We start from the raw sequence: 18657 nt of genomic DNA on the forward strand, positions 1-18657 counted from the left end.
CGTCACATCGTGAGCGGAACACGGGACTTGTCGGGCGTCTCGTCCGATTCCGGATGCCTGCGCCCTCGTGCCACCAAAACGCCCCCCGTGACCGCCAGGACGAATCCGGCCACAGCAGCACCGGCCGGCAACGTCGCACCCACCGCGTGCAGTTGACCACTGTCCCGCTTCGCCTGCCGTACCGCCTCCTTCTGCGTCGCCGTGGTGAACGAGATCTTCCGGCTGTCCAGCAGGACCGCCGCGTCCCGGTCCGCGCCGGGTGCCCGCAGGGTCCGCCGCGGGCCGGTCTGGGCGTAGATCACCCGGCCGGTGGCCTGGTCGACGACCAGTTCGACGCCGTGGTTGGCGTACCACTCCTCGGCCAGCACCTGCGGGCGGTCCGGCTGGTCGACGATCGTGCCCGGCACCAGCCGCGTGCCGGTCTTCGACGGCGGGACCGTGCCGGTGAACCGATAACCCGTGTACCCCTGGACCTTCTTCGTACCCCGGTACTGCAAGGTCACCGTGGAGCCCAGGGTGTTGTCCCACCAGCGGTAGGAGCGTTTCTGCACGTCGAACGGGAACTTCAGGTACGCCTCGCCCTCGATGTACGGGGTCTCCCGGCAGCAGTGCACCGGCTCGGTCGTCGTCCGGTCCATCACCCAGCGGTGCGGGACGAAGTCCAGCGCGTCGTGCGGATCGTCGGCCGGCAGCGACTTGTCCGTGTCGACCGAGGTCGTCACGTCCCACACGGCGGCCCTGCCGCTGCGCTCGCTGTCCTCGACGTTGCCGCGCACCCGCTGGGTGACGGTGATGCGCTGGTCGGGGACGGTCTTGACGCGCTCGGTGTCGAAGACACTGCCCGTGCCGCGGTAGACGGCGGTGGTGTCGATGTCGATGGGGTTCACGGCGGCCCGTGGCTCCACGTACCAGGCGAGCAACGGCGCCAGGACCAGCAGGAATGTGCCGAGTCCCAGCAGAACGAGGGAGAAAGGAGAGGCTGTTCGGCGCATCCGGACACTCCTGTGGCGTGAGATGACGGAGTTCGGGCCGCTCTGGGCCCTGTCGTCACACTCCGGTCGTCCGCCTGAAGGGCGGGTCCCGCGGCGTCTGGTGCGCGCAGCCGCAAGGCGGAGGAGGCTGTGACATCAGCCGCTGCCGCGGCGGGCGACGCGGAGCGTCGGCGACCGACGGCAACGCCGCAGATGCGTGCACCGGACGACGCGGGGTAGACGGGCGTGTGACGACAGGGCCCTTGGGCCGAGGACCGTAGGCGCCTCTTGACGGAGTGTCAATCTCTTGACGTAGTCCCGTGGATTGTCGACACTGGGCCCGACGGGCAGGGCGGGACGCCGGGGTGGGACCTCCGGATCGAGGGATCGAGCCGGACCGAACGGACCGGACAGAGAGGCTGACCCTGCGATGTCCAGACTGCCGATGCCCAGATTGTTGTCCGCCGTACTCACCGTGGCGCTCGGCGCCGCACTCGCCGTCGGCGCGGCGCTCGGCGTGGTCGCGATCCTCGAAGCGACGCCCGACCAGCCCAACACGCCCCTGATCACGTACGAGCAAGCGGGCCAGGGGAGTTGACCCGTGCCGCCCAGCCGCAGGATCGCCGCCGAGGCGAGTCCGGAGGCCCGCCCGGCACCCGTCATCACCCGCTCGGCCTGGCACGACGTGCCGGGACTGAAGGTCCGCCGGTTCGCGGCCATCGCCATGGCGGAGGCACCCGCGCTCGCCGAGGAGATCCTCCGCGAGATCCGTCGCGAGTACCCGCACCTGCCCGAGGTCCTCGACGAGTCCGGCGAGCCGATGGCCCTGATCGGCATCCGCCGCGCCATCGAGGTCTTCGTCCAGCACCTGGAGCACTCCGAGGGCCGCCCGTCCGTCCCGCCCGGCGTCTTCCACGACTTCGGCCGCGGCGAGGGCCTGGGCGGCCGCAGCCTCGACTCGCTGCAGGCGATCTACCGCATGGGCGTACGGCTGGCCTGGCGCCGGTTCGCCGACATCGGCCAGCGCGTGGAGATCCCGCCGCCCGCGATGTACGAGCTGGTGGACGCGGGCTACGAGTACCTGGACGGCCTCGTCGACCAGTCCGTACGCGGCTACGCGGAGGCGGCGGCCCGCCAGGCCGGCGAACGGCTCCGGCTCCAACGCCGCCTGATGGAACTGCTGTTGGCCGAGCATCACCGAGGCGACCCCGCCGACGCGCTCACCGAACGCGCCGCCCGGATCGGCTGGGCGCTGCCCGAGAAGGTCGCGGTGGGCGTCCTGTTGCGCCCGGCGCGGGAGGCGGTGGCGCCCGCGGTGGGACAGGGGGTGCTGCTCGACATGGAGTACGAACAGCCCCGCATGGTCGTCCCGGAACCCGACGCCGCCGGCCGCCCGGAGCTGCTCCACCGTGCGCTGACCGGCTGGGCCGGGGCGATCGGCCCACCCGTCCCGCTCGCCGACGCGGCGAAGTCGCTGCACTGGGCCGAGGCGGCCGTACGGCTGATGGAACGCCGCCTGTTACCGGTCGGCGGTGTCCTCCACTGCACCGAACACACCGAAGCGCTGGTGCTGTTGCAGCCGGAGGAGCTGATCGACGACCTCGCCCTGCGCTGCCTCGCCCCGCTCACCCACTGCGGCCCCACCCACGGCCGACGCCTCGCGGAGACGTTACTGGCGTGGCTGGAGACCAGGGGCGGCGCACCGGAAGTGGCGGCCCGGCTGGGGGTCCACCCCCAGACGGTCCGCTACCGGCTCCGCCAGATCCGGGAGTTGTGGGGCGCCGAGATCGACCACCCCGACCGCCGCTTCGAACTCGAACTGGTGCTGCGCGCCCAGCGGTTGCGGGGGATCCTGGGAGAGCCGCGGGGGCGGGGGTGAGCAGGCGCCCATGCTGCGGGGCATGTCCGCGGCAGCCGGCGTCGCCGCCCTCGCCCGCCCCGGCTGCGGCGGGCCGCTGACCCTCGGGGCGATGGCGCCGTGCCGACGCGAGGAGGACGGCCGCCGGGTCTGCCGCGTGCTCCTCGGCTGCGCCGGACGGCACAGCCGGTGGCGATGGTCCGACCGGCCGGACGGTGAGCGGGAACGCCGCCCGTATCCGCAGCGGTTCTGAACCTCTCTCCCACGCCTGCCGCCGTGCCCGTCTCCCGCGTCCGGCAAGGGGGCGACCTTCAGGGTTCCGGCGGTGTACCCGCCCGCGCCGCCGAACGCCAGGGCGGTGCCGTGCCCGCCCCAGGCCCGCACATCCAGCGCGGTCACGCCGGGCGGGGCCTGGAAGTCCTCCCTGGTGCCGGTCGCGTCGAACTGCCGGCAGCCCGTGAAGCCCGCCGTCGGCGCGCACGCACTGCCCGCGACCGGGGTGTCCACCGCCGCGGCGGGCACCCCGGCCCAGCCGCCCTCGGCGCCGAGCGCCACGAGCGCGACGCCCGCCGCCCCACGTCTCAGGCGGCCACGGCGCAGCGCAAGGGATTCCCGCTTCGTCAACCACTCCATCGCTCGGGACCGGCTCTCCCATGGGCCGGCGGGCCCCCGGAGCCGGTGAATAAGACCCCAGTGCGGAGAAAAGGTCGTATCTGTGAGGCGGAAGTGACACGGCGCGACCATTGCCGGGGGAAACGCACTATGACTAGCCTGTGTTCGTCATGCCGATCGTCTGTTGAAATTTCGAACAGTCGCCTGAGACACAAAGGGAGGGGGCCGGTCGTGGGACGCCTTGTACCTGCGGTGACCCGAGCTCTCGACATTCTTGAGCTCTTCCTCGACGGGGACGGGACGCTCTCCGCCCCCGACATCGTGCGCAGGCTCCAGCTGCCGCGCACCACCGTGCACGAACTGGTCACCACGCTCGCGGCGCGGTCGTACATCGTCCAGGTGCCGGGCCAGCCGGGACGCTACCGGCTCGGGGTACGCCCGTACCAGCTCGGCAGCCGGTACGCCGAGCAGCTCGACCTCGCCGCCGAGGGCCAGCAGGTGGCCCGCTCGGTCGCCGAGACCTGCGACGAGACCGTGCACGTCGCCATCCTGGAGGGCACCGACGTCATCTACATCGCCAAGGTGGACTCCACGCACGCCGTGCGCATGGTCTCGGCGGCGGGCCGGCGACTGCCCGCCCACTGCACCTCCGTCGGGAAGATGCTGCTGTCCTCCCTCCCCGACCACGAACTCGCCGCGCGCGTCCCGGACGACGCCGACCTGGTCGCGATGACACCCAACAGCATCACCGAACCGGACGCGCTGCGCGAGGCCCTCGCCGAGATCCGGCAGCGCGGGGTCGCGGTGGAGAGCCGCGAGTCCAACCCGGACGTGTCCTGTGTGGCCGCGCCGGTGCGCGACCGCGCCGGCCGGGTCGTCGCCGCGCTGTCCATCTCGGTGCCGATGATCCGCTGGAGCGACGAGCGCCGGGGCGAGCTGGAGCAGCTCGCCGTGAAGGGCGCCGCCGAACTGTCCGAGCGACTCGGCTACCGGAGCGTGGCATGACGTACGCGTACGAGGTGGCGGTCCGCGCCGAGGCGACCCTCGGCGAGGGCCCGACATGGGACGCGGCGGCCGGCCGGCTCCTCTGGATCGACATCCTGGGCAGCCGCGTCCACACCTACGACCCGGTCTCGGGCCGCCGGACGATACGCACCACCGAGCAGCACGTCGGCGCGGTCAAGCCGCGCGCGGGCGGCGGACTCGTCCTCAACCTGCGCGACGGGGTGGCGCTGCTGGACGCGGACGACACCTTCCGCTGGCTGCACCACGAGCCCGTCCCGGGGCGCCGCGCCAACGACGCCGCCGTCGCCCCCGACGGCTCCCTGTGGACCGGCACCATGCGCTACGACGAGGCACCCGGCGGCGGCACGCTGTCCCGGGTCACCGGTGACGGCGCGGTCGACGTCGTCCTCGACGACGTGGCGGTGAGCAACGGCACCGGGTGGAGCCCCGACGGCCGGCTCATGTACTACGTCGACTCGCCGACCCGCCGCGTGGACGTCCTCGACTTCGTGGACGGGCGGGCGCTGAACCGGCGCCCGCTGGTGGAGATCGAGGAGGGCGCGGGCTTCCCCGACGGGCTCACGGTCGACGCGGACGGCTGTGTGTGGGTCGCGCTGTGGGACGGCGGTGCGGTACGCCGCTACACCCCCGACGGCGCACTGGACCGCGTGCTCGACCTGCCCACGCCCCGGATCACGGCCTGCGCGTTCGGTGGCGCCGACCTGACCGACCTCTACGTCTCGACGGCCCGCGTGGGCCTGACGGCACCGCATCCGGTGGCGGGCTCCCTGCTGGTGGTGCCGGGAGCGGGCCAGGGCGTGCCCCAACCGGCGTTCGCGGGCTGACGGAAGAAGCCGTGGCGGCCCGGCACCCACGGGGTGCCGGGCCGCACCCGCCCGTGCCGCCCGCGGGCCGGGCGGTGCCGGCCCGCTACGACAACCCCGCCGCCTTCCGCTCCTCCGCGGTCAACGGCGGTCCGCTCAACGCCGGTTTGAGCGGACCGACCGCCGCTGCCAGCAGTACCGAAGGGCCGAGCAGCACGCCCGCCCCCCGCTCCAGCGACGTCACGTCGGTCACCCGGCGGGCGATCCGGCCGCTGCCGGTGGCCGTGTGCATCAGCCGGCCGACGTATCCGGCCGCGAGCCGGTCCCGGAGGGTGGGGCCGCCCTCCGTCGCGCCCGGGTAGAACACGTCCTGGCTCACGGCGAGATCCCAGGCCGCGCCGGCCGGCCGCACCACCGCCTTCTGGATCCGACGGGCCAGCCCCGGCGCCGCCCAGCCCTGACGCCGTGTCACCTCCCGCAGGATCAGGGCGCTCTGGGCGCCGACCGCCAGTCCGTGGCCGTAGAGCGGGTTGAACGAGGCGAGGGCGTCGCCGAGGACGGTGAAGTTCTCGGGCCAGGCCGGCATCCGCTCGTAGAAGTAACGGCGGTTGAGGGTCGTGCGGGTGACCGACACCTCGGACAACGGCTCGGCCCGCTCCAGGAGTTCGCCGAGCACCGGGTGCCGCAGCTCCTCGCGGGCGAATCGGACGAAGTCCTCGCCGGCGGCGGTGGGTTCGCCGCCGCGGGTGCCGTTCAGGGTGACGATCCAGCGACCGTGCTCGATGGGCAGCAGGAAGCCCGCGCGGCCGGGGGCGCCGTCCCGGGGGTCGGGCTGCACGTTGACGACCGGGTAGCCGTCCCGGGCGCCCTCGGGGGCGAGATAGAGGCGGCTGGCGTACACCAGCCCGGAGTCGACCTCGCGCCGCTCCGGCTCGGGCAGTCCGAGGTCCGTGAGCCACCGGGAGGCCCGGGAGGCGCGGCCGGTGGCGTCGACGACCAGCCCCGCCCCGACGACCCGCTCACCCCCGTCGGGGAGCCGCACCCACACCCCGGTGACCGCCGTAGCGTCCCCCTCCAGCCCCAACACCTCGGAGCCGTCGAGGAGTTCGACGCGGTCGTCGGCGAGGACCTGTGCGCGGATCGTGGCGTCCAGCAGGTCCCGGCCGGCCAGGATCACGTGGTGGGACTCGGGCCAGCGCCGGAACCAGCCCCGGGAGCCCAGCACGACCATGTCGGTGGTGACCGGCGCCCGGCGGGCCCCGGCGGCCCGCAGTGCCTCGGTGACCCCGGGCAGCAGCTCCTCCACCGCCCGTACGCCGCCCGACCACAGCATGTGGGCGTGGCGTGCCTGCGGCAGGCCCTTGCGGGGCTCGGGGCCCTCGGGCAGGACGTCACGCTCGACGACGACGACCCGGTCGGCGAACCCCGCCAGCGCGCGCGCCGCGAGCATGCCGGTGTGCGAGCCCCCCAGGACGACGGCGGTTCTGGCGGGGGTGGGTGGTTCAGTCATGCGCGGACACACTCTCTGCAGGGGCGGCGGCGCGGGCGCGCACCGCCGTGATGTCGTCGGGGCGGCGAAGGGCGTCGGAGACGGCCCGGATCTCGCGCAGCAGATAGGTGGTGTCCGGCTCCGGCGTCCGCTCGTCGCCGAGGCCTTCCGGGACCCCCGCCGTCGAAGAGCCCGAGGCGCGTTGCCCGGCGGCGGCGTCCAGGATCGTCACGGCGGCGGCGAGTGCCTGGGCCCGGCCGCGCTCGAAGCCGAGGGCGACGGCGGCGTCGTAGGACCGGCCGCGCAGGTCCTCGTCGAGGTGGCGGGCGAGCTGGAGGAGCCCGTCGCGGATGAACGTCTCGCGGCGGATCAGGCGCAGTTCGGCCGGGGCGCGCAGGGTGAACGGCTCACGGCCACCGGTCGCGGTCCGCATCAGCAGGTAGAGGGGCCGCAGCCGGCGGTGGTGGTCCCGGACCCGCCAGCGCTCCTGGAGGTACTGGCCGGCGTGCGGCACGATGAAGCCGACCGCGACGAAGATGGCGGCGACACAGGCGGCCGAGGGCCCCACGTTGGTGGAGAGCCAGTCCAGGTCGTGGCCCGTCCAGCGGGCGATGACGGCGGTGAGCTTGGACGCGGCGAAGAACAGGTTCGTCGTGAACCCGACGCCCAGGAGCCTCAGCCCCCAGCGCAGCCAGCCGTCCAGGCCGTCGGTGCGGATCCAGTTCCAGACGAGCCGGGCGGTGACCGTGGAGGCCACGGTGTGCGCGGTCAGGTAGAGCAGGATCTGCTCGCGCATGAACGGGGTGTTGGCGTAGTAGGTGTCCAGGTCCCGCAGCCGCTCCACCGGGGCGTCGGCGAACGCGAAGAGCACCCACAGGGCGACGATCACCCCCGCGTAGGCGGCGACCACCCAGCGGGTGGTGCCGCGGGTGCGGTCGGCGCGGTCGGTGAGGCCGTTGCGCCAGGCGATGATCAGCAGCAGCCAGGACGCGCAGAGCGTGGTGAGCAGGGAGTACACCCAGGGTGCCGAGATGTTCGGGACCCCGGTGACGCGGTTGGTCCAGGCGATGGTGCTCGGGGCGGCGAAGACGAACACCGCGCAGGCGAAGAGCAGCAGACCGCCGACGGCGCGCAGCAGCGGGTCCCGCCACATCTTGACGATGCTGGGCAGTTTGATCGCCAGGGCGACGGTCAGTACCGCGGTGGGCAGCCAGAAGGAAATGTTCAGTTCGCCGAGGACCCGGGAGGGGTCCAGCGCGAGGACCGCCGGGTCTGCCACCAGGTGCGGGGGGCCGCCCGGTGGTGCGAGGGTCGCGGTCACCGTGCCGCTCCTCCGCGACCGCGGTAGCCCATGGACCGCTGTACCGGGTCGAGCGGTGCGCCGGCGCCGCCGTCCACGATCAGGGGGCGGAGCGTGGCGGCGAGCCGGTGGCCGAAGTCGTCGGCCTCGGCCTCGTCCCGCTCGCGGGAGCCGTCGCGGGCGGCCACGGTCAACGCCAGGTCCTGCCAGCCGGATCGGCCGGCGAGGGCGTCGGGCCGGCCGGGGAGTGCGGGGGGCCGCTCGGCGAGGGCGTCGGCTCGGCCGGAGAGGGCGTCGGCCGCTGCCGTGCCGGCCGCGTGGTGGTGGGTGTGCGCGGCGTGCATGTGCCACAACTCGTGGCCGAGGATGACCAGTTGCTGGACGGCCTCGGCGCGTTCCTCGACGATGACGAGGTCGAAGTCCTGGAACTCCACCCACAGGCCGGTGACTTCGATCTCGTCGGGAAAGCGCTCGAAGCGCAGTTCGACGGGGCGTCCGCCGCGGCGGGCGCTCATCTCCTCGCACAGGGCCGCGCACAGGGCGCGCACGCCGGCCGGGGGACGGGGTCTGGCGCGCAGGGCGGTGGCGAGGTCGGCCGCCAGGCGCCGCAACGCGCTGCGGCGCCGCGGACTCCGCAGAGCCGCGGCGATCCGGGACGCAGTACTCCGCGCGCCCGCGATGTCCATCGTTCCCCCTTCGCACCGCCGTTCGGCGGCGCGTCCGAGATTACGCGCCCACCCCGGTCCACGTCATGCGATGTCCGGTGATGGGTTTCGGTCCGGAATCCGGCCGGGCCATTGACGCACAAGCGCTTTCTATTTAGCGTCCCGTTCGAGGTTACGGGCGGGATTCGAGATACCGGACGGTCCGTGCGGAGTGAAGACTGCATCCGACGAAGAGCGACAGAACCACCCGAGAGGACCCCATGAGCGCCACCGCCCGCTTCACCCTCGACCCCGCCTTCACCGTCGGCGAGGTCAACCCCCGCCTGTTCGGATCCTTCGTCGAGCACCTCGGCCGCTGTGTCTACACCGGAATCTTCGAGCCGGGCCACCCCGCCGCCGACGAGGCGGGCCTGCGCACCGACGTCCTGGACCTGGTCCGGGAACTGGGCGTCACCACGATCCGCTACCCCGGCGGCAACTTCGTCTCGGGCTACAAGTGGGAGGACTCGGTCGGCCCGGTCGAGGACCGCCCCCGCCGCCTCGACCTCGCCTGGCGTTCCACCGAGACGAACCGCTTCGGCCTCTCCGAGTACATCGCCTTCCTGAAGAAGATCGGCCCCCAGGCCGAGCCGATGATGGCCCTCAACCTCGGTACCCGCGGCGTCGCCGAGGCCATCGAGCTCCAGGAGTACGCCAACCACCCCGCCGGCACGGCGCTGGCGGAGCGGCGGATCGCCCACGGCGACAAGGACCCCTTCGGCATCCGGCTGTGGTGTCTGGGCAACGAGCTGGACGGCCCCTGGCAGACCGGCCACAAGACGGCCGAGGAGTACGGCCGGATCGCCGCCGAGACGGCCCGCGCGATGCGCCAGATCGACGCGGGCGTCGAACTCGTCGTCTGCGGCTCCTCCAGCCAGTCCATGCCGACGTTCGCCCAGTGGGAGGCGACGGTCCTGGCGGAGACGTACGACCTCGTCGACCACATCTCCCTGCACGCCTACTACCAGCCCGAGGACGGTGACATCGACTCCTTCCTCGCCTCCGCCGTCGACATGGAGTCCTTCATCGAGAACGTGGTCGCCACCGCCGACCACGTGGGCGCGAAGCTCAAGTCCAAGAAGAAGATCAACCTCTCCTTCGACGAGTGGAACGTCTGGTACACCTCCGAGTGGCACGAGATCGAGGACTCCGGCACGCGGGACTGGGCGGAGGCCCCCCGCCTCCTGGAGAACAGCTACAGCGTCACCGACGCCGTCGTCTTCGGCTCGCTCCTCATCGCGCTGCTGCGCCACGCCGACCGCGTCACCGTCGCCTGCCTCGCCCAACTGGTCAACGTCATCGCCCCGATCATGACCGAGCCGGGCGGCCCGGCCTGGCGCCAGACGACGTTCTTCCCGTTCGCGCAGGCCGCCCGGCACGGCCGCGGCCAGGTCCTCGACGTCCGGGTCGACTCACCGACCTACGAGACGAAGAAGTACGGCGAGACCGACCTGCTGCACGCCACCGCCGTGCGCGCGCAGGACGGCACGGTCACCGTCTTCGCGGTCAACCGCAGCCGCACCGACGCGCTGCCCCTCGAAGTCGCCCTCGGCGGGCTGGACCTGACGGACGTCGTCGAGCACAGCGCCGTCGCGGACGCCGACCCGGACGCCCGCAACACCCTCGACGACCCCGAGCGGGTCGCCCCGCACCCGGTCCAGGGCACTTCCCTGACGGACGGCACCCTGACCGCCGTGCTGGAGCCGCTGTCCTGGAACGTGATCCGGCTGGCGTGACCCCCGGGACCGGGGGCCGCGGCCTCAGCGGCCGGGGGAGTCCACCGGGGTCACCGGTACTCCTCCGGCCGCCGAGCCCAGCAGCGTCAGCCGTACGTCCCGCGGTCCGGACGGCGTCGTGCCGTCGGACAGGACGGCCAGGGCCAGGGTGTTGGCGCCACGGGTGCGCAGGATCCCGTTGGGCAGGACGAAGGTGTGCTGCGGGCCGACGTCGTTGACGTACTGGCCCAGGTTCCAGCCGTTGAGGAAGATCTGCACGCGGTAGGCGCGGTCGGGGTCGTCGTCGAGGGTGAGCCCGATCGACGCGTCGATGCCCGCGTCCACCGCCGGCCGGAAGGTCTTCCGGTACCAGGTGACGCCCTGCCGGCGGTCGCCCCGGGGCCCGTCCACCGCCGTCCAGCCGCCGTCCTCGAACCCGGGCAGATGCCAGCCCTCCCGCTCCCCGAACAGCCCGCCGTTGTTCAGCGGGCCGCGTACCGGGTCGGCCGCCGCGGCGCCCTGCAGCCGCCACCGCACCTTCGGCGAGGACCCCTCGAACGTGGCCGCGGTCAGCCCGCGGGCCGCCTTGTGGGCGTCGTTCGCGTCGCCGTCCTCGTCGTGCTGCATCCGCCGGACCAGGATGGACAGGACGTGCGGGGCACCGTCGTCCTCGTCGAGCGTCCCACGCGACCTCTCCCGCACCTCCCCGCGGAGTTCCTCCCGCACTTCCCCGGGCAGCGCGAAGGTGGCCGTCTTCGCCCAACTGCCCTGACCCACCGTGTCGTTGTCCGGCACCGGCATCCGGTGCGTGCCGAGCGGCTTCCCGTCCAGCCAGGCCATCAGCAGACCCTGGGTGCCCGTGCTGTAGGAGAGCGAGACCGACGCGATGTCGGACGAGGCCGTGAACCGCCCGCGGTACCAGACGTCCCCGTAGTGGAAGCCGTAGTCGTCCGCGAACAGCACGGGCTGTCCCTCGGGCACCGGCGTGGTGCTGTACGACGTCTCCTTGTCGGCCGTCGTCCAGCGGGAGTCGTCGAAGTCCGGGTCGGACTCGGGGTTCTCGGTGCGGCGCCGCCAGCCGGAGGCCAGCGAGGGCAGCGGCACCGGGCCCACACCGGGCAGCGGCTGCTCGGCCAGCAGGCTCTCGGTGACGCTGAGCCGGGTGCGCAACGGGCGCTCGTTCCAGGTGACTTCACCGACCCCGCGCGGCCCCCACACCTCCAGGCCGGTCACATCGGTGGTGTCCCCGGTGACATGCACGGTGGAGTCGCGCACGGTCACCTCGCGCACCAGCGACGGGCCGTACACCAGCACCGTGCCCGAGGGGGTGTCGACCGGCCACAGCCGCAGGGCGGTCGCGTCGTCGGCGAAGAACAGCAGCAGCGGCCGCTCGGACCCCGCCGCCTCGACCTTGACCCGGGTCAGTCCGCCGACGCCGAGCGGCGCGGTCACCCGCAGCAGACCGCGGTCGTAGACCCAGGCCGCCTCGGCGTCCAGCCGGGTCGTCACCGGGTCCTCGGCGCAGTCCAGCACGACCCGCGCCATGTCGCCGTGCCGCCCCGAGAAGACGGCGATGTCCTGCCGTCCGGCGGTGACGCAGAACATCGGCTGCACGGTGGCGTACTTCAACTTCCGGCGCCCCAGGGCGAGTCCGGCGGTCAGCAGCAGCGCGTCCCGGGCCGGGACGGTGAACGGCACCTCGATCCCGGCGTCCGGCATCGTCGAGGAGATGTCTTCCTCGGAGTCGTTGCGCACGACGTAGACATGGGAGCCGGTGTCGGGGTTGGTCAGGTGGTAGACCTTCAGTCGCTCGTCGCTCGCCCGCACCCGCGGGGCCGGGTCGAGCTTCGCGAAGTCCGGGACGCGTTGCAGCAGATGCCCGATCTGGTGCATGGGTGCCAGCTTGGGAGTGGCCCGCCGCCCCTCGTCGAAGGCCGCCCCGTAGTCGTACGACGTGTAGACGGCCGGGGCGGGCAGCCAGCCCCACGAGGTGCCGCCGAAGGTCATGTAGACGTTGTTCAGCGTGACGCCGTTGGCGAGGTTGGTGAGGTGGAAGCGCCGTTCGTAGGCGGCGTCCCGGGTCCGTCGGGCCTCCGCGTACCCCTTGCCGCCGAAGGTGACCCCGCCCCACGGGTCGAACCAGCCGCCGCCGGACTCGGGCATGAACCCGGGCGTCCGCGGACTGGCCGTGACCCCGCCGGTCCGCCCGCCGGACCCGAAGTGCCCCCAGTCCGAGGGCGTCTGGGCCGGATCGGGATAGCCGTCGAAGCCGTACAGCCAACGGCCCTTCTCGCCACCGGTGTCGAACGACCCGGGCAGCCAACGCCCGTTCCTGCCCTTGTCGTTGTGGAACAGCGGTACGTCGATTCCGTCGGCCCGCACCTTCTTGTACAGGTGGGACATGTACGCGCGGCCGGTCGGGTCGTCGGTGAAGGAGTCGTACTCGTTCTCGATCTGGTAGAGCAGGACCGTGCCCAGGCCCCGGGTGAACTGGTGCCGGGCGACGATCGCGTTGACCTCGGTCAGCCACTCGTCGGCGTAGGACAGATAGGCCGGGTCGGCGGTGCGGGCCCGGCCCTCGGTCGCCGTGAGCCAGCCGGGGAAGCCCCCGCCGTCGACCTCCGCGTTGATGTACGGGCCCGGGCGCAGGATGACGTACAGACCGGTCTCGGCGGCCGTGCGCAGGAACAGGTCGAGGTCGCGGACGCCCGTGAAGTCGTAGGCCCCGGGCGCGGGGGAGTGGTAGTTCCAGGCGACGTACACGCTGACCGCGTTGTGGCCGTGCGCGCGCATCTTCTGCAGGACGTCCCGCCACAGCGAGGGGCTCGGCAGCCGGAACGGATGCATCTCGCCCGACCACAGGACCAGCCGCCTGCCGTCGACGAGCAGCGAGTACCGGTCGAAGCCGACCGTGTGCCCGCGGCCGTCCGCGGCCGGCGGCCCCGGCGCGGGCCCCGTGCGCACGCCGCGGGACGCGTGGGCGTTGGTGGGAGAGCCGCCGCTGCCGCCCAGCGCGAGGCCGAGCGCCGTGGTGCCGGCGAGGGCACTGAAAGTCCGTCTGCTGAGCCCCAAGGGAGCGCCTCCTGTTGTGCCTGTTCCGTCCGCGACCGAGGGTGCTGGGCCATTCTGTACGGTCGGACGCCGCACAATTGTCGTATGAGGATCTCTGCGCGGGCGGACTACGCGGTACGGGCGGTGCTGGAGCTCGCCGTACGAGAGGGCGACGGGCCGGTGAAGGCCGAGGTAATCGCAGCCGAACAAGGAATTTCGCACAAGTTCCTGGAGGGGATTCTCGGCGATCTGCGGCGCGGCGGAATCGTCGACAGCCGGCGCGGCGGAGGCGGCGGTTACCGGCTCGCCCGCGAGGCCGCCGCGATCACCGTCGCCGACGTCATCCGCGCGGTCGACGGGCCGATCGTCTCGGTGCGCGGCGAGCGGCCCACCGGACTCGCGTACACCGGCTCGGCGCAGCCGCTGCTGCCGCTGTGGATCGCGCTGCGCGCCAACGTGCGCCGGATCCTGGAGGGCGTCTCCATCGCCGACATCGCGGCGGACGCCCTGCCCGAGCCGGTGCGGGCGCTGGCGGCGGAACCGGCGGCCTGGGAGAACCCCTGAGGCGGTGAGCGCGGTTCGTCCCGGTCTCAGCCCGCGCTCAGAATGACGCCCCAGGGTCACGTCCCGTCCATCCCCACCCATCCGGTAGGGAACCCGGCCCGCGCTGCCGGCCGGCGGCCGGATGGAGCCGCGCAAGGTGATCGGCTCCATCGGCACCAGCGAGTTCCTGGTCGCGGTCGCCGCCGGCTTCGGCTTCCTGCTCTCCCTCGGCTCCCAGGGCCTGGACCTCCTGTGGGTCGCCGCGTTCCTGCTCGGCGGTCTGGTGGCCGCGCCGCTCGCCGCGTGGCTGGTCCGGCTGATGCCGGCGCGCGTCCTCGGCTCGGCGGTCGGCGGCGTCATCCTGGTCACCAACGTCCGCACCCTCCTCACGAGCGACTGGCTCGGGGTGTCCGGGACGCCCGCGACCCTGGTGCACGTCGTGCTGTACACGGTGTGGGCCGGGGCGGTGGCCCACTCGGTCCGGGCCCACCGGCGGGAGCGGGCGGCGGCGGAGTCCGTGGCGGAGCGCCGGGTGGTGGGGGTGTGAACAGGCTGGGGTGAATGGCCGGAGTTCGACCTGTCCATGTCATTCAGGGCTTCCTACGATGCGATCGCCCCCGATGCTTCACAGCAACTCCACAAGTTATTCACGGAGTTGACAGGTGAGGCCCGGGTGCGTCCACCCCCCACCGATCCCTTCGAAAGGGAGAGCCCATGGCAACAGGCCTGCTCATGGGGGGCGCGATCGCCGCGCTCCTCACCGCCGCACTGCCCGCACAGAACCCGTCCGGCGGGTTCGAGGACCCGCCCCCGGACAAGATCGTCATCAAGGTCGCCACGGTGAACGGCTCGGGCTGCCCGCAGGGCACCGCCGCGGTCGCCGTCTCCCAGGACAACACCGCCTTCACCGTGACCTACAGCGACTACCTCGCCCAGGCCGGGGGTAACTCCGACCCCACCGCGTTCCGCAAGAACTGCCAGCTCAACCTGCTCGTCCATGTCCCGGCGGGCTTCACGTACGCCATCGCCAGCGCGGACTACCGCGGCTTCGCCGCACTCCAGACCGGCGCGAGCGCCGTGCAGAGAGCCTCGTACTACTTCCAGGGCTCGTCGAACACGGTGTTCAAGAACCATCCCTTCGCCGGCCCCTACGACGACAGCTGGCAGGCCACCGACACCACCGACTGGGCCCAACTGGTGTGGGCCCCCTGCGGAGTCCAGCGCAACTTCAACATCAACACCGAGCTGCGGGTGACGGCCGGCAACCAGTCGCCGGGCAAGGTCAGCTTCATGACGATGGACTCGACGGACGGTGACATCAGCACGGTGTACCACCTGGCCTGGCAGCAGTGCCCGGCCAAGTGACACGGGAGAGGTGAGAAAGGGGCCGCCCGGACGACCGGGCGGCCCCTTTCCGTCACGACACCGTGCCGGGTGCGGGAGGCGGGTCAGCTCTGCTCGACCCCGAGGGTGAGTGTGCCGGTGTAGCCGGCGGAGGGCGAGCTTCCCAGGGCGGTGAGGGTGAGCAGGCCGGAGGCGGCGCCTCCCTCGTCGTAGATCGAGTCCTGGGCGAGGGTGGTGCGGGTGACCGTGTTGGCCGCGTACGGGGAGAGCGCGCCGACCCGGGCCGTCACCGTCTCGTTGAAGAAGAGCTGGCCGGTGTGCAGCTCCTGGCCGCCGGTGAACGAGCCGTCCGAGGTGAGCGTGACGTTCGTGTGCACCTTGATGTGGATGTGCACACACCGGCCGCGGTACCAGCCGGGGTAGACGGTGGTGATGCGCGCGACGCCGCTGGAGTCGCTGAGCACGCCGCCGCGCAGGAAGGTGCCGTTGTCGGGCTCGGTGTGGCCGTTGTTGCCGACGAAGCCCGAGTACTCGCCGAGCGCGTCGCAGTGCCAGATCTCGACCAGGGCGTTGCTCAGGGGCACGCAGGTGTCGTCGTCGACGACGGTGAGGGTGAGCCGGAGCGGGAAGCCGGTCTTGTTCTCGCTGATGTCGGAGCGGACGTACTGTCCGTCGAGGTAGTAGGGGCCTTCGGTCATCTCCTTGGTGAGGGTGCAGACGGCCGCGGCGGCGACGGGGGCCGCGTCGGCCGTGTCGGTGGTGTCCGCGGTGGGGGACCCGGGGGCGGCGGCACCTACGGCCAGGGCCGCCGCGGTCGCGCCGGAGGCGATCAGCACCGTGCGCCGCCGGACCTGTTTGGCCCCCTCGGCTCTGCTGGCGGGGGAGGTCTCCGGAGAGTTTTCCATCGAAGAGTCTGTCATGAACACGACACCATAGAAGTGGATTCTGTCGGTCGGCTGTCAGTCGGGTAAAGCGACGATCCGTCAAGTCCCTTGCGAGACAGCCCGTCCGGAGGGGTGGGGCGAGGTAGCGTGACACGACAAAGGTGTGAATAGGATCAAAAGTGACAAATCCGCGAGGGTACGAGACATCGAAAGGGCCGCACATGGGAGTACGCATGAGGCTGACCGGGCGCGTCGAGAGCCGCATCGCCAAGGACTTTCCCGGCCGGGACGGCCAGGTCGTCGAGGAACTCCTCGCCGAACTCGTGAACCACCTCACCGAGCGCGGCGACCGCGAGGACAAGGAACGCATCGCCGCCGCCACCCTTGTGTGCAGCCGAGGCCGCATGGACCGCCTCCTCGACGCGGTCCAGCTGGCCAAGGAGGACTGCCGGGACGTGCTGGTGGGAGCGGGACTGGCGGACGCGGGCTGGCGGGAGCGGCTGGAGGCGGACTTCGGGCCGGGGGCGTGAGGGGCGCCCCGGCGCTCCCGGCGGCCCCGGCCGGCCCCGGTGGCCCCGGCCGTCCGGGAGACGGGCCTGTGGGTGGCCGGGAGGCCCGCCCGGTGATGTCGGCACCCCGCCCGGTGAGGCCGGTGCCGAGGGTGCCGCCGGGGACTCCCGCGTAGGACTTCGGCGGGGAATTCCCGCCCAGGGCTTCGGCCGGGACTGCCGTAGTGGTCCCGCTTCCTGACCGGAAATCGAACGCCGCCTCGGCTCCAGGGCCCGCCCCGCCCCGTCCCGGCCGGGGCGGCGCGGCGCGGCGCGGCGCGGCAGGCGGGTGCCCGTCCCCTCCGCCGCCCCTCGGAAACAGCCCGATGCCCTCGTCCGGCGACGGCCGGCCGGGCATGCGGTACTCACAGGTTTCTCCCAAGGGTGCTTCAGGTCGGTCATGGATTTTGGTCTCCATGCACGGACACGCACACGGACACCGACCACGCACCCCCGAAACCGAGCGCACCCGCCGCTGGTTCATGAACAAGGCGCTGCTCGCCGGCGGAGCCGCCGCCGTGGCGACCATGACCGGCTGCTCCTCGGGCTCCTCCGGCACGGCGGGCACGGCCGCGTCCTCCGGTGCCCCGAGCGGCATGCCCTCCGGTGGCCCCGGGGGCGGTGGCGGGGGTGGCGGCATGGGCCCCGGGGCCACGCAGGTCAAGTACGCGGACGTCGTGGGCGTCACCACCGACGGCGAGGTCGTCGAGGACCTGTACGCGATCCACTCGACGGACGTCTCCACGGACGGGCTGGTCAAGGCGGCGCAGGCGTTCCTGGACGGGCTCTCCGCGAAGGAGCGCAAGTCCTGCGTGTTCGACATCGACGCCGACGAGTGGACGGCGTGGAGCAATGTCGACGGCTACGACCGCAAGGGCGTCCGGATGGGCGACCTGACGGAGAAGCGGCGCGACCTCGGCTACGCGCTCCTCGGCACCGCCCTCTCCGCCGACGGTCTGGCCCGGACCCGCGGCATCATGAAGCTCAACGCGTTCCTGGGCGACTCCAACGGCGGCAACCAGAAGACGCTCACCGAGGGCCACTACTTCTTCACCTTCATGGGAACCCCGTCGACCACCGAGCCGTGGGGCTTCCAGTACGAGGGCCACCACGTCGCCATCAACTACTTCGTCCTGGGCGACCAGGTGGTGATGACGCCGACCTTCATGGGCTCGGAACCCACGACGGCCACGTACCAGGGCGAGAAGATCACCCTCTTCCGGCCGGAGACCACGGCCGGCCTCGCCATGATCCGCTCCCTCACCGAGGCGCAACTGGTCAAGGCCGTCTCCTCGCAGGGCAACGGCAACGAGGACATGAAGGCCGGCGCCGGCCAGGACAACCTGAAGCTCGCCCACGAGGGCCTGCCCTGCTCCGGCCTCACCTCCGCGCAGCGGAAGAAGCTGCTGGACCTGGTCGGGGTGTACGTCGGCTACATCGACGAGGGGCATGCCGCGGTCAAGATGACCGAGGTGAGGAAGCACCTGGACGACACGTACTTCCTCTGGATGGGCGAGACGGAGGACGACTCCGCCTTCTACTACCGGGTGCACAGCCCGGTCGTCCTCATCGAGTACGACGCGCAGGCGCCGCTCTTCTACAAGGGGGACTCCTCGGCGAGCCCCAGCGCAAGCGCCGACGCGAGTTCCGACGGCGGCGGCCCGGGCGGCGGCATGGGCATGGGCGGCGGCACGCCGTCCCAGGAGCACATCCACACCATCATCCGCACCCCGAACGGCGGCGACTACGGAGTGGACCTGCTCAAGCTGCATCTGGCGAGCGACCACTGAGACACCGGCGCCCCCGCCC

The 18657-nt window shown here is 72.3% G+C and carries 17 protein-coding genes; 11 read left to right on the forward strand and 6 right to left on the reverse strand.

From position 1 onward, the window contains the following. Positions 1–2: 2 nt before the first annotated feature. A complete protein-coding gene (gene pgfA / locus ACZ5VD_RS03985) occupies positions 3–992 on the reverse strand; it encodes a cell envelope lipid trafficking protein PgfA (RefSeq protein ID WP_468680557.1) in 990 nt (329 codons plus the stop codon). Positions 993–1416: 424 nt separating this feature from the next. On the opposite strand from pgfA, the gene ACZ5VD_RS03990 reads away from it, so the two are divergent. From ACZ5VD_RS03990 to ACZ5VD_RS04010, 5 genes are all read left to right on the forward strand, one after another. Continuing rightward, complete coding sequence (locus ACZ5VD_RS03990) at positions 1417–1569, forward strand: hypothetical protein (RefSeq protein ID WP_468680559.1); 153 nt, start codon at positions 1417–1419, stop codon at positions 1567–1569. A gap of 21 nt (positions 1570–1590) precedes the next feature. Continuing rightward, positions 1591–2850, forward strand: coding sequence for a PucR-like N-terminal domain-containing protein (locus tag ACZ5VD_RS03995; RefSeq protein ID WP_468680961.1), 1260 nt, complete (start codon positions 1591–1593; stop codon positions 2848–2850). A 22-nt stretch (positions 2851–2872) separates the two neighbouring features. Continuing rightward, positions 2873–3082 (forward strand): dehydrogenase, encoded by a 210-nt coding sequence (locus ACZ5VD_RS04000; RefSeq protein ID WP_468680561.1) that lies wholly within the window; start codon positions 2873–2875, stop codon positions 3080–3082. Positions 3083–3672: 590 nt separating this feature from the next. Continuing rightward, entirely contained in the window at positions 3673–4446 is a 774-nt protein-coding gene (locus ACZ5VD_RS04005; protein ID WP_468550808.1) for an IclR family transcriptional regulator, read from the forward strand. Then, positions 4443–5291, forward strand: a complete 849-nt coding sequence (locus ACZ5VD_RS04010; protein WP_468680563.1) for an SMP-30/gluconolactonase/LRE family protein — start codon at positions 4443–4445, stop codon at positions 5289–5291. Before ACZ5VD_RS04005 ends, ACZ5VD_RS04010 begins: the two co-directional genes overlap by 4 nt. Positions 5292–5376: 85 nt before the next feature. Here the strand turns inward: ACZ5VD_RS04010 and ACZ5VD_RS04015 are convergent, their stop codons facing one another. The 3 genes from ACZ5VD_RS04015 to ACZ5VD_RS04025 are packed head-to-tail and all read right to left on the reverse strand — an operon-like array spanning position 5377 to position 8745. Further along, the gene (locus tag ACZ5VD_RS04015; RefSeq protein WP_468680566.1) at positions 5377–6780 is read right to left on the reverse strand and encodes a pyridine nucleotide-disulfide oxidoreductase; all 1404 of its coding nucleotides are present in this window, start codon (positions 6778–6780) and stop codon (positions 5377–5379) included. Further along, entirely contained in the window at positions 6773–8038 is a 1266-nt protein-coding gene (locus ACZ5VD_RS04020; RefSeq protein WP_468680963.1) for an MAB_1171c family putative transporter, read from the reverse strand. Before ACZ5VD_RS04020 ends, ACZ5VD_RS04015 begins: the two co-directional genes overlap by 8 nt. A 38-nt stretch (positions 8039–8076) precedes the next feature. Next, positions 8077–8745 (reverse strand): toxin-antitoxin system, toxin component family protein, encoded by a 669-nt coding sequence (locus tag ACZ5VD_RS04025; protein ID WP_468550805.1) that lies wholly within the window; start codon positions 8743–8745, stop codon positions 8077–8079. A 239-nt stretch (positions 8746–8984) separates the two neighbouring features. Here ACZ5VD_RS04025 and arfA point away from each other — a divergent pair, with 239 nt between their 5' ends. Beyond that, on the forward strand, positions 8985–10499 hold the full coding sequence (arfA, locus tag ACZ5VD_RS04030; protein WP_468680568.1) for an arabinosylfuranosidase ArfA: 1515 nt from the start codon (positions 8985–8987) through the stop codon (positions 10497–10499). Positions 10500–10523: 24 nt separating this feature from the next. On the opposite strand, the gene ACZ5VD_RS04035 is transcribed toward arfA, so the two are convergent. Then, positions 10524–13550 (reverse strand): beta-galactosidase, encoded by a 3027-nt coding sequence (locus tag ACZ5VD_RS04035; protein WP_468680570.1) that lies wholly within the window; start codon positions 13548–13550, stop codon positions 10524–10526. Positions 13551–13634: 84 nt separating this feature from the next. On the opposite strand from ACZ5VD_RS04035, the gene ACZ5VD_RS04040 reads away from it, so the two are divergent. From ACZ5VD_RS04040 to ACZ5VD_RS04050, 3 genes are all read left to right on the forward strand, one after another. Then, positions 13635–14093 (forward strand): RrF2 family transcriptional regulator, encoded by a 459-nt coding sequence (locus ACZ5VD_RS04040; protein WP_468550802.1) that lies wholly within the window; start codon positions 13635–13637, stop codon positions 14091–14093. A 103-nt stretch (positions 14094–14196) separates the two neighbouring features. Then, positions 14197–14619, forward strand: a complete 423-nt coding sequence (locus tag ACZ5VD_RS04045) for a hypothetical protein (RefSeq protein WP_468680964.1) — start codon at positions 14197–14199, stop codon at positions 14617–14619. A 167-nt stretch (positions 14620–14786) separates the two neighbouring features. After that, a complete protein-coding gene (locus tag ACZ5VD_RS04050; RefSeq protein ID WP_468550801.1) occupies positions 14787–15437 on the forward strand; it encodes a DUF4360 domain-containing protein in 651 nt (216 codons plus the stop codon). Between the two features lie 83 nt (positions 15438–15520). On the opposite strand, the gene ACZ5VD_RS04055 is transcribed toward ACZ5VD_RS04050, so the two are convergent. Further along, positions 15521–16321 (reverse strand): intradiol ring-cleavage dioxygenase, encoded by an 801-nt coding sequence (locus tag ACZ5VD_RS04055; RefSeq protein WP_468680572.1) that lies wholly within the window; start codon positions 16319–16321, stop codon positions 15521–15523. Between the two features lie 212 nt (positions 16322–16533). Here ACZ5VD_RS04055 and ACZ5VD_RS04060 point away from each other — a divergent pair, with 212 nt between their 5' ends. Both ACZ5VD_RS04060 and ACZ5VD_RS04065 read left to right on the forward strand, forming a co-directional pair. Beyond that, positions 16534–16830 carry a hypothetical protein gene (locus ACZ5VD_RS04060; protein ID WP_468680574.1) on the forward strand — a complete coding sequence of 99 codons (297 nt, stop codon included), beginning with the start codon at positions 16534–16536 and terminating at the stop codon, positions 16828–16830. Positions 16831–17264: 434 nt separating this feature from the next. Then, on the forward strand, positions 17265–18638 hold the full coding sequence (locus ACZ5VD_RS04065; RefSeq protein WP_468680576.1) for a DUF3500 domain-containing protein: 1374 nt from the start codon (positions 17265–17267) through the stop codon (positions 18636–18638). The last annotated feature ends 19 nt before the right edge of the window (positions 18639–18657 follow it).

It is taken from the genome of Streptomyces sp. NPDC032822, from assembly GCF_055578825.1.

What these genes read in the sequence shown, in the direction of transcription:
- ACZ5VD_RS04055 (WP_468680572.1), bottom strand. Translation starts at nt 16,321, where the DNA reads ATGGAAAACTCTCCGGAGACCTCCCCCGCCAGCAGAGCCGAGGGGGCC.
- ACZ5VD_RS04000 (WP_468680561.1), top strand. Translation starts at nt 2,873, where the DNA reads ATGTCCGCGGCAGCCGGCGTCGCCGCCCTCGCCCGCCCCGGCTGCGGC.
- ACZ5VD_RS04050 (WP_468550801.1), top strand. Translation starts at nt 14,787, where the DNA reads ATGGCAACAGGCCTGCTCATGGGGGGCGCGATCGCCGCGCTCCTCACC.
- arfA (WP_468680568.1), top strand. Translation starts at nt 8,985, where the DNA reads ATGAGCGCCACCGCCCGCTTCACCCTCGACCCCGCCTTCACCGTCGGC.
- ACZ5VD_RS04060 (WP_468680574.1), top strand. Translation starts at nt 16,534, where the DNA reads ATGAGGCTGACCGGGCGCGTCGAGAGCCGCATCGCCAAGGACTTTCCC.
- ACZ5VD_RS03990 (WP_468680559.1), top strand. Translation starts at nt 1,417, where the DNA reads ATGCCCAGATTGTTGTCCGCCGTACTCACCGTGGCGCTCGGCGCCGCA.
- ACZ5VD_RS04015 (WP_468680566.1), bottom strand. Translation starts at nt 6,780, where the DNA reads ATGACTGAACCACCCACCCCCGCCAGAACCGCCGTCGTCCTGGGGGGC.
- ACZ5VD_RS04010 (WP_468680563.1), top strand. Translation starts at nt 4,443, where the DNA reads ATGACGTACGCGTACGAGGTGGCGGTCCGCGCCGAGGCGACCCTCGGC.
- ACZ5VD_RS04065 (WP_468680576.1), top strand. Translation starts at nt 17,265, where the DNA reads ATGCACGGACACGCACACGGACACCGACCACGCACCCCCGAAACCGAG.
- pgfA (WP_468680557.1), bottom strand. Translation starts at nt 992, where the DNA reads ATGCGCCGAACAGCCTCTCCTTTCTCCCTCGTTCTGCTGGGACTCGGC.
- ACZ5VD_RS04025 (WP_468550805.1), bottom strand. Translation starts at nt 8,745, where the DNA reads ATGGACATCGCGGGCGCGCGGAGTACTGCGTCCCGGATCGCCGCGGCT.
- ACZ5VD_RS04040 (WP_468550802.1), top strand. Translation starts at nt 13,635, where the DNA reads ATGAGGATCTCTGCGCGGGCGGACTACGCGGTACGGGCGGTGCTGGAG.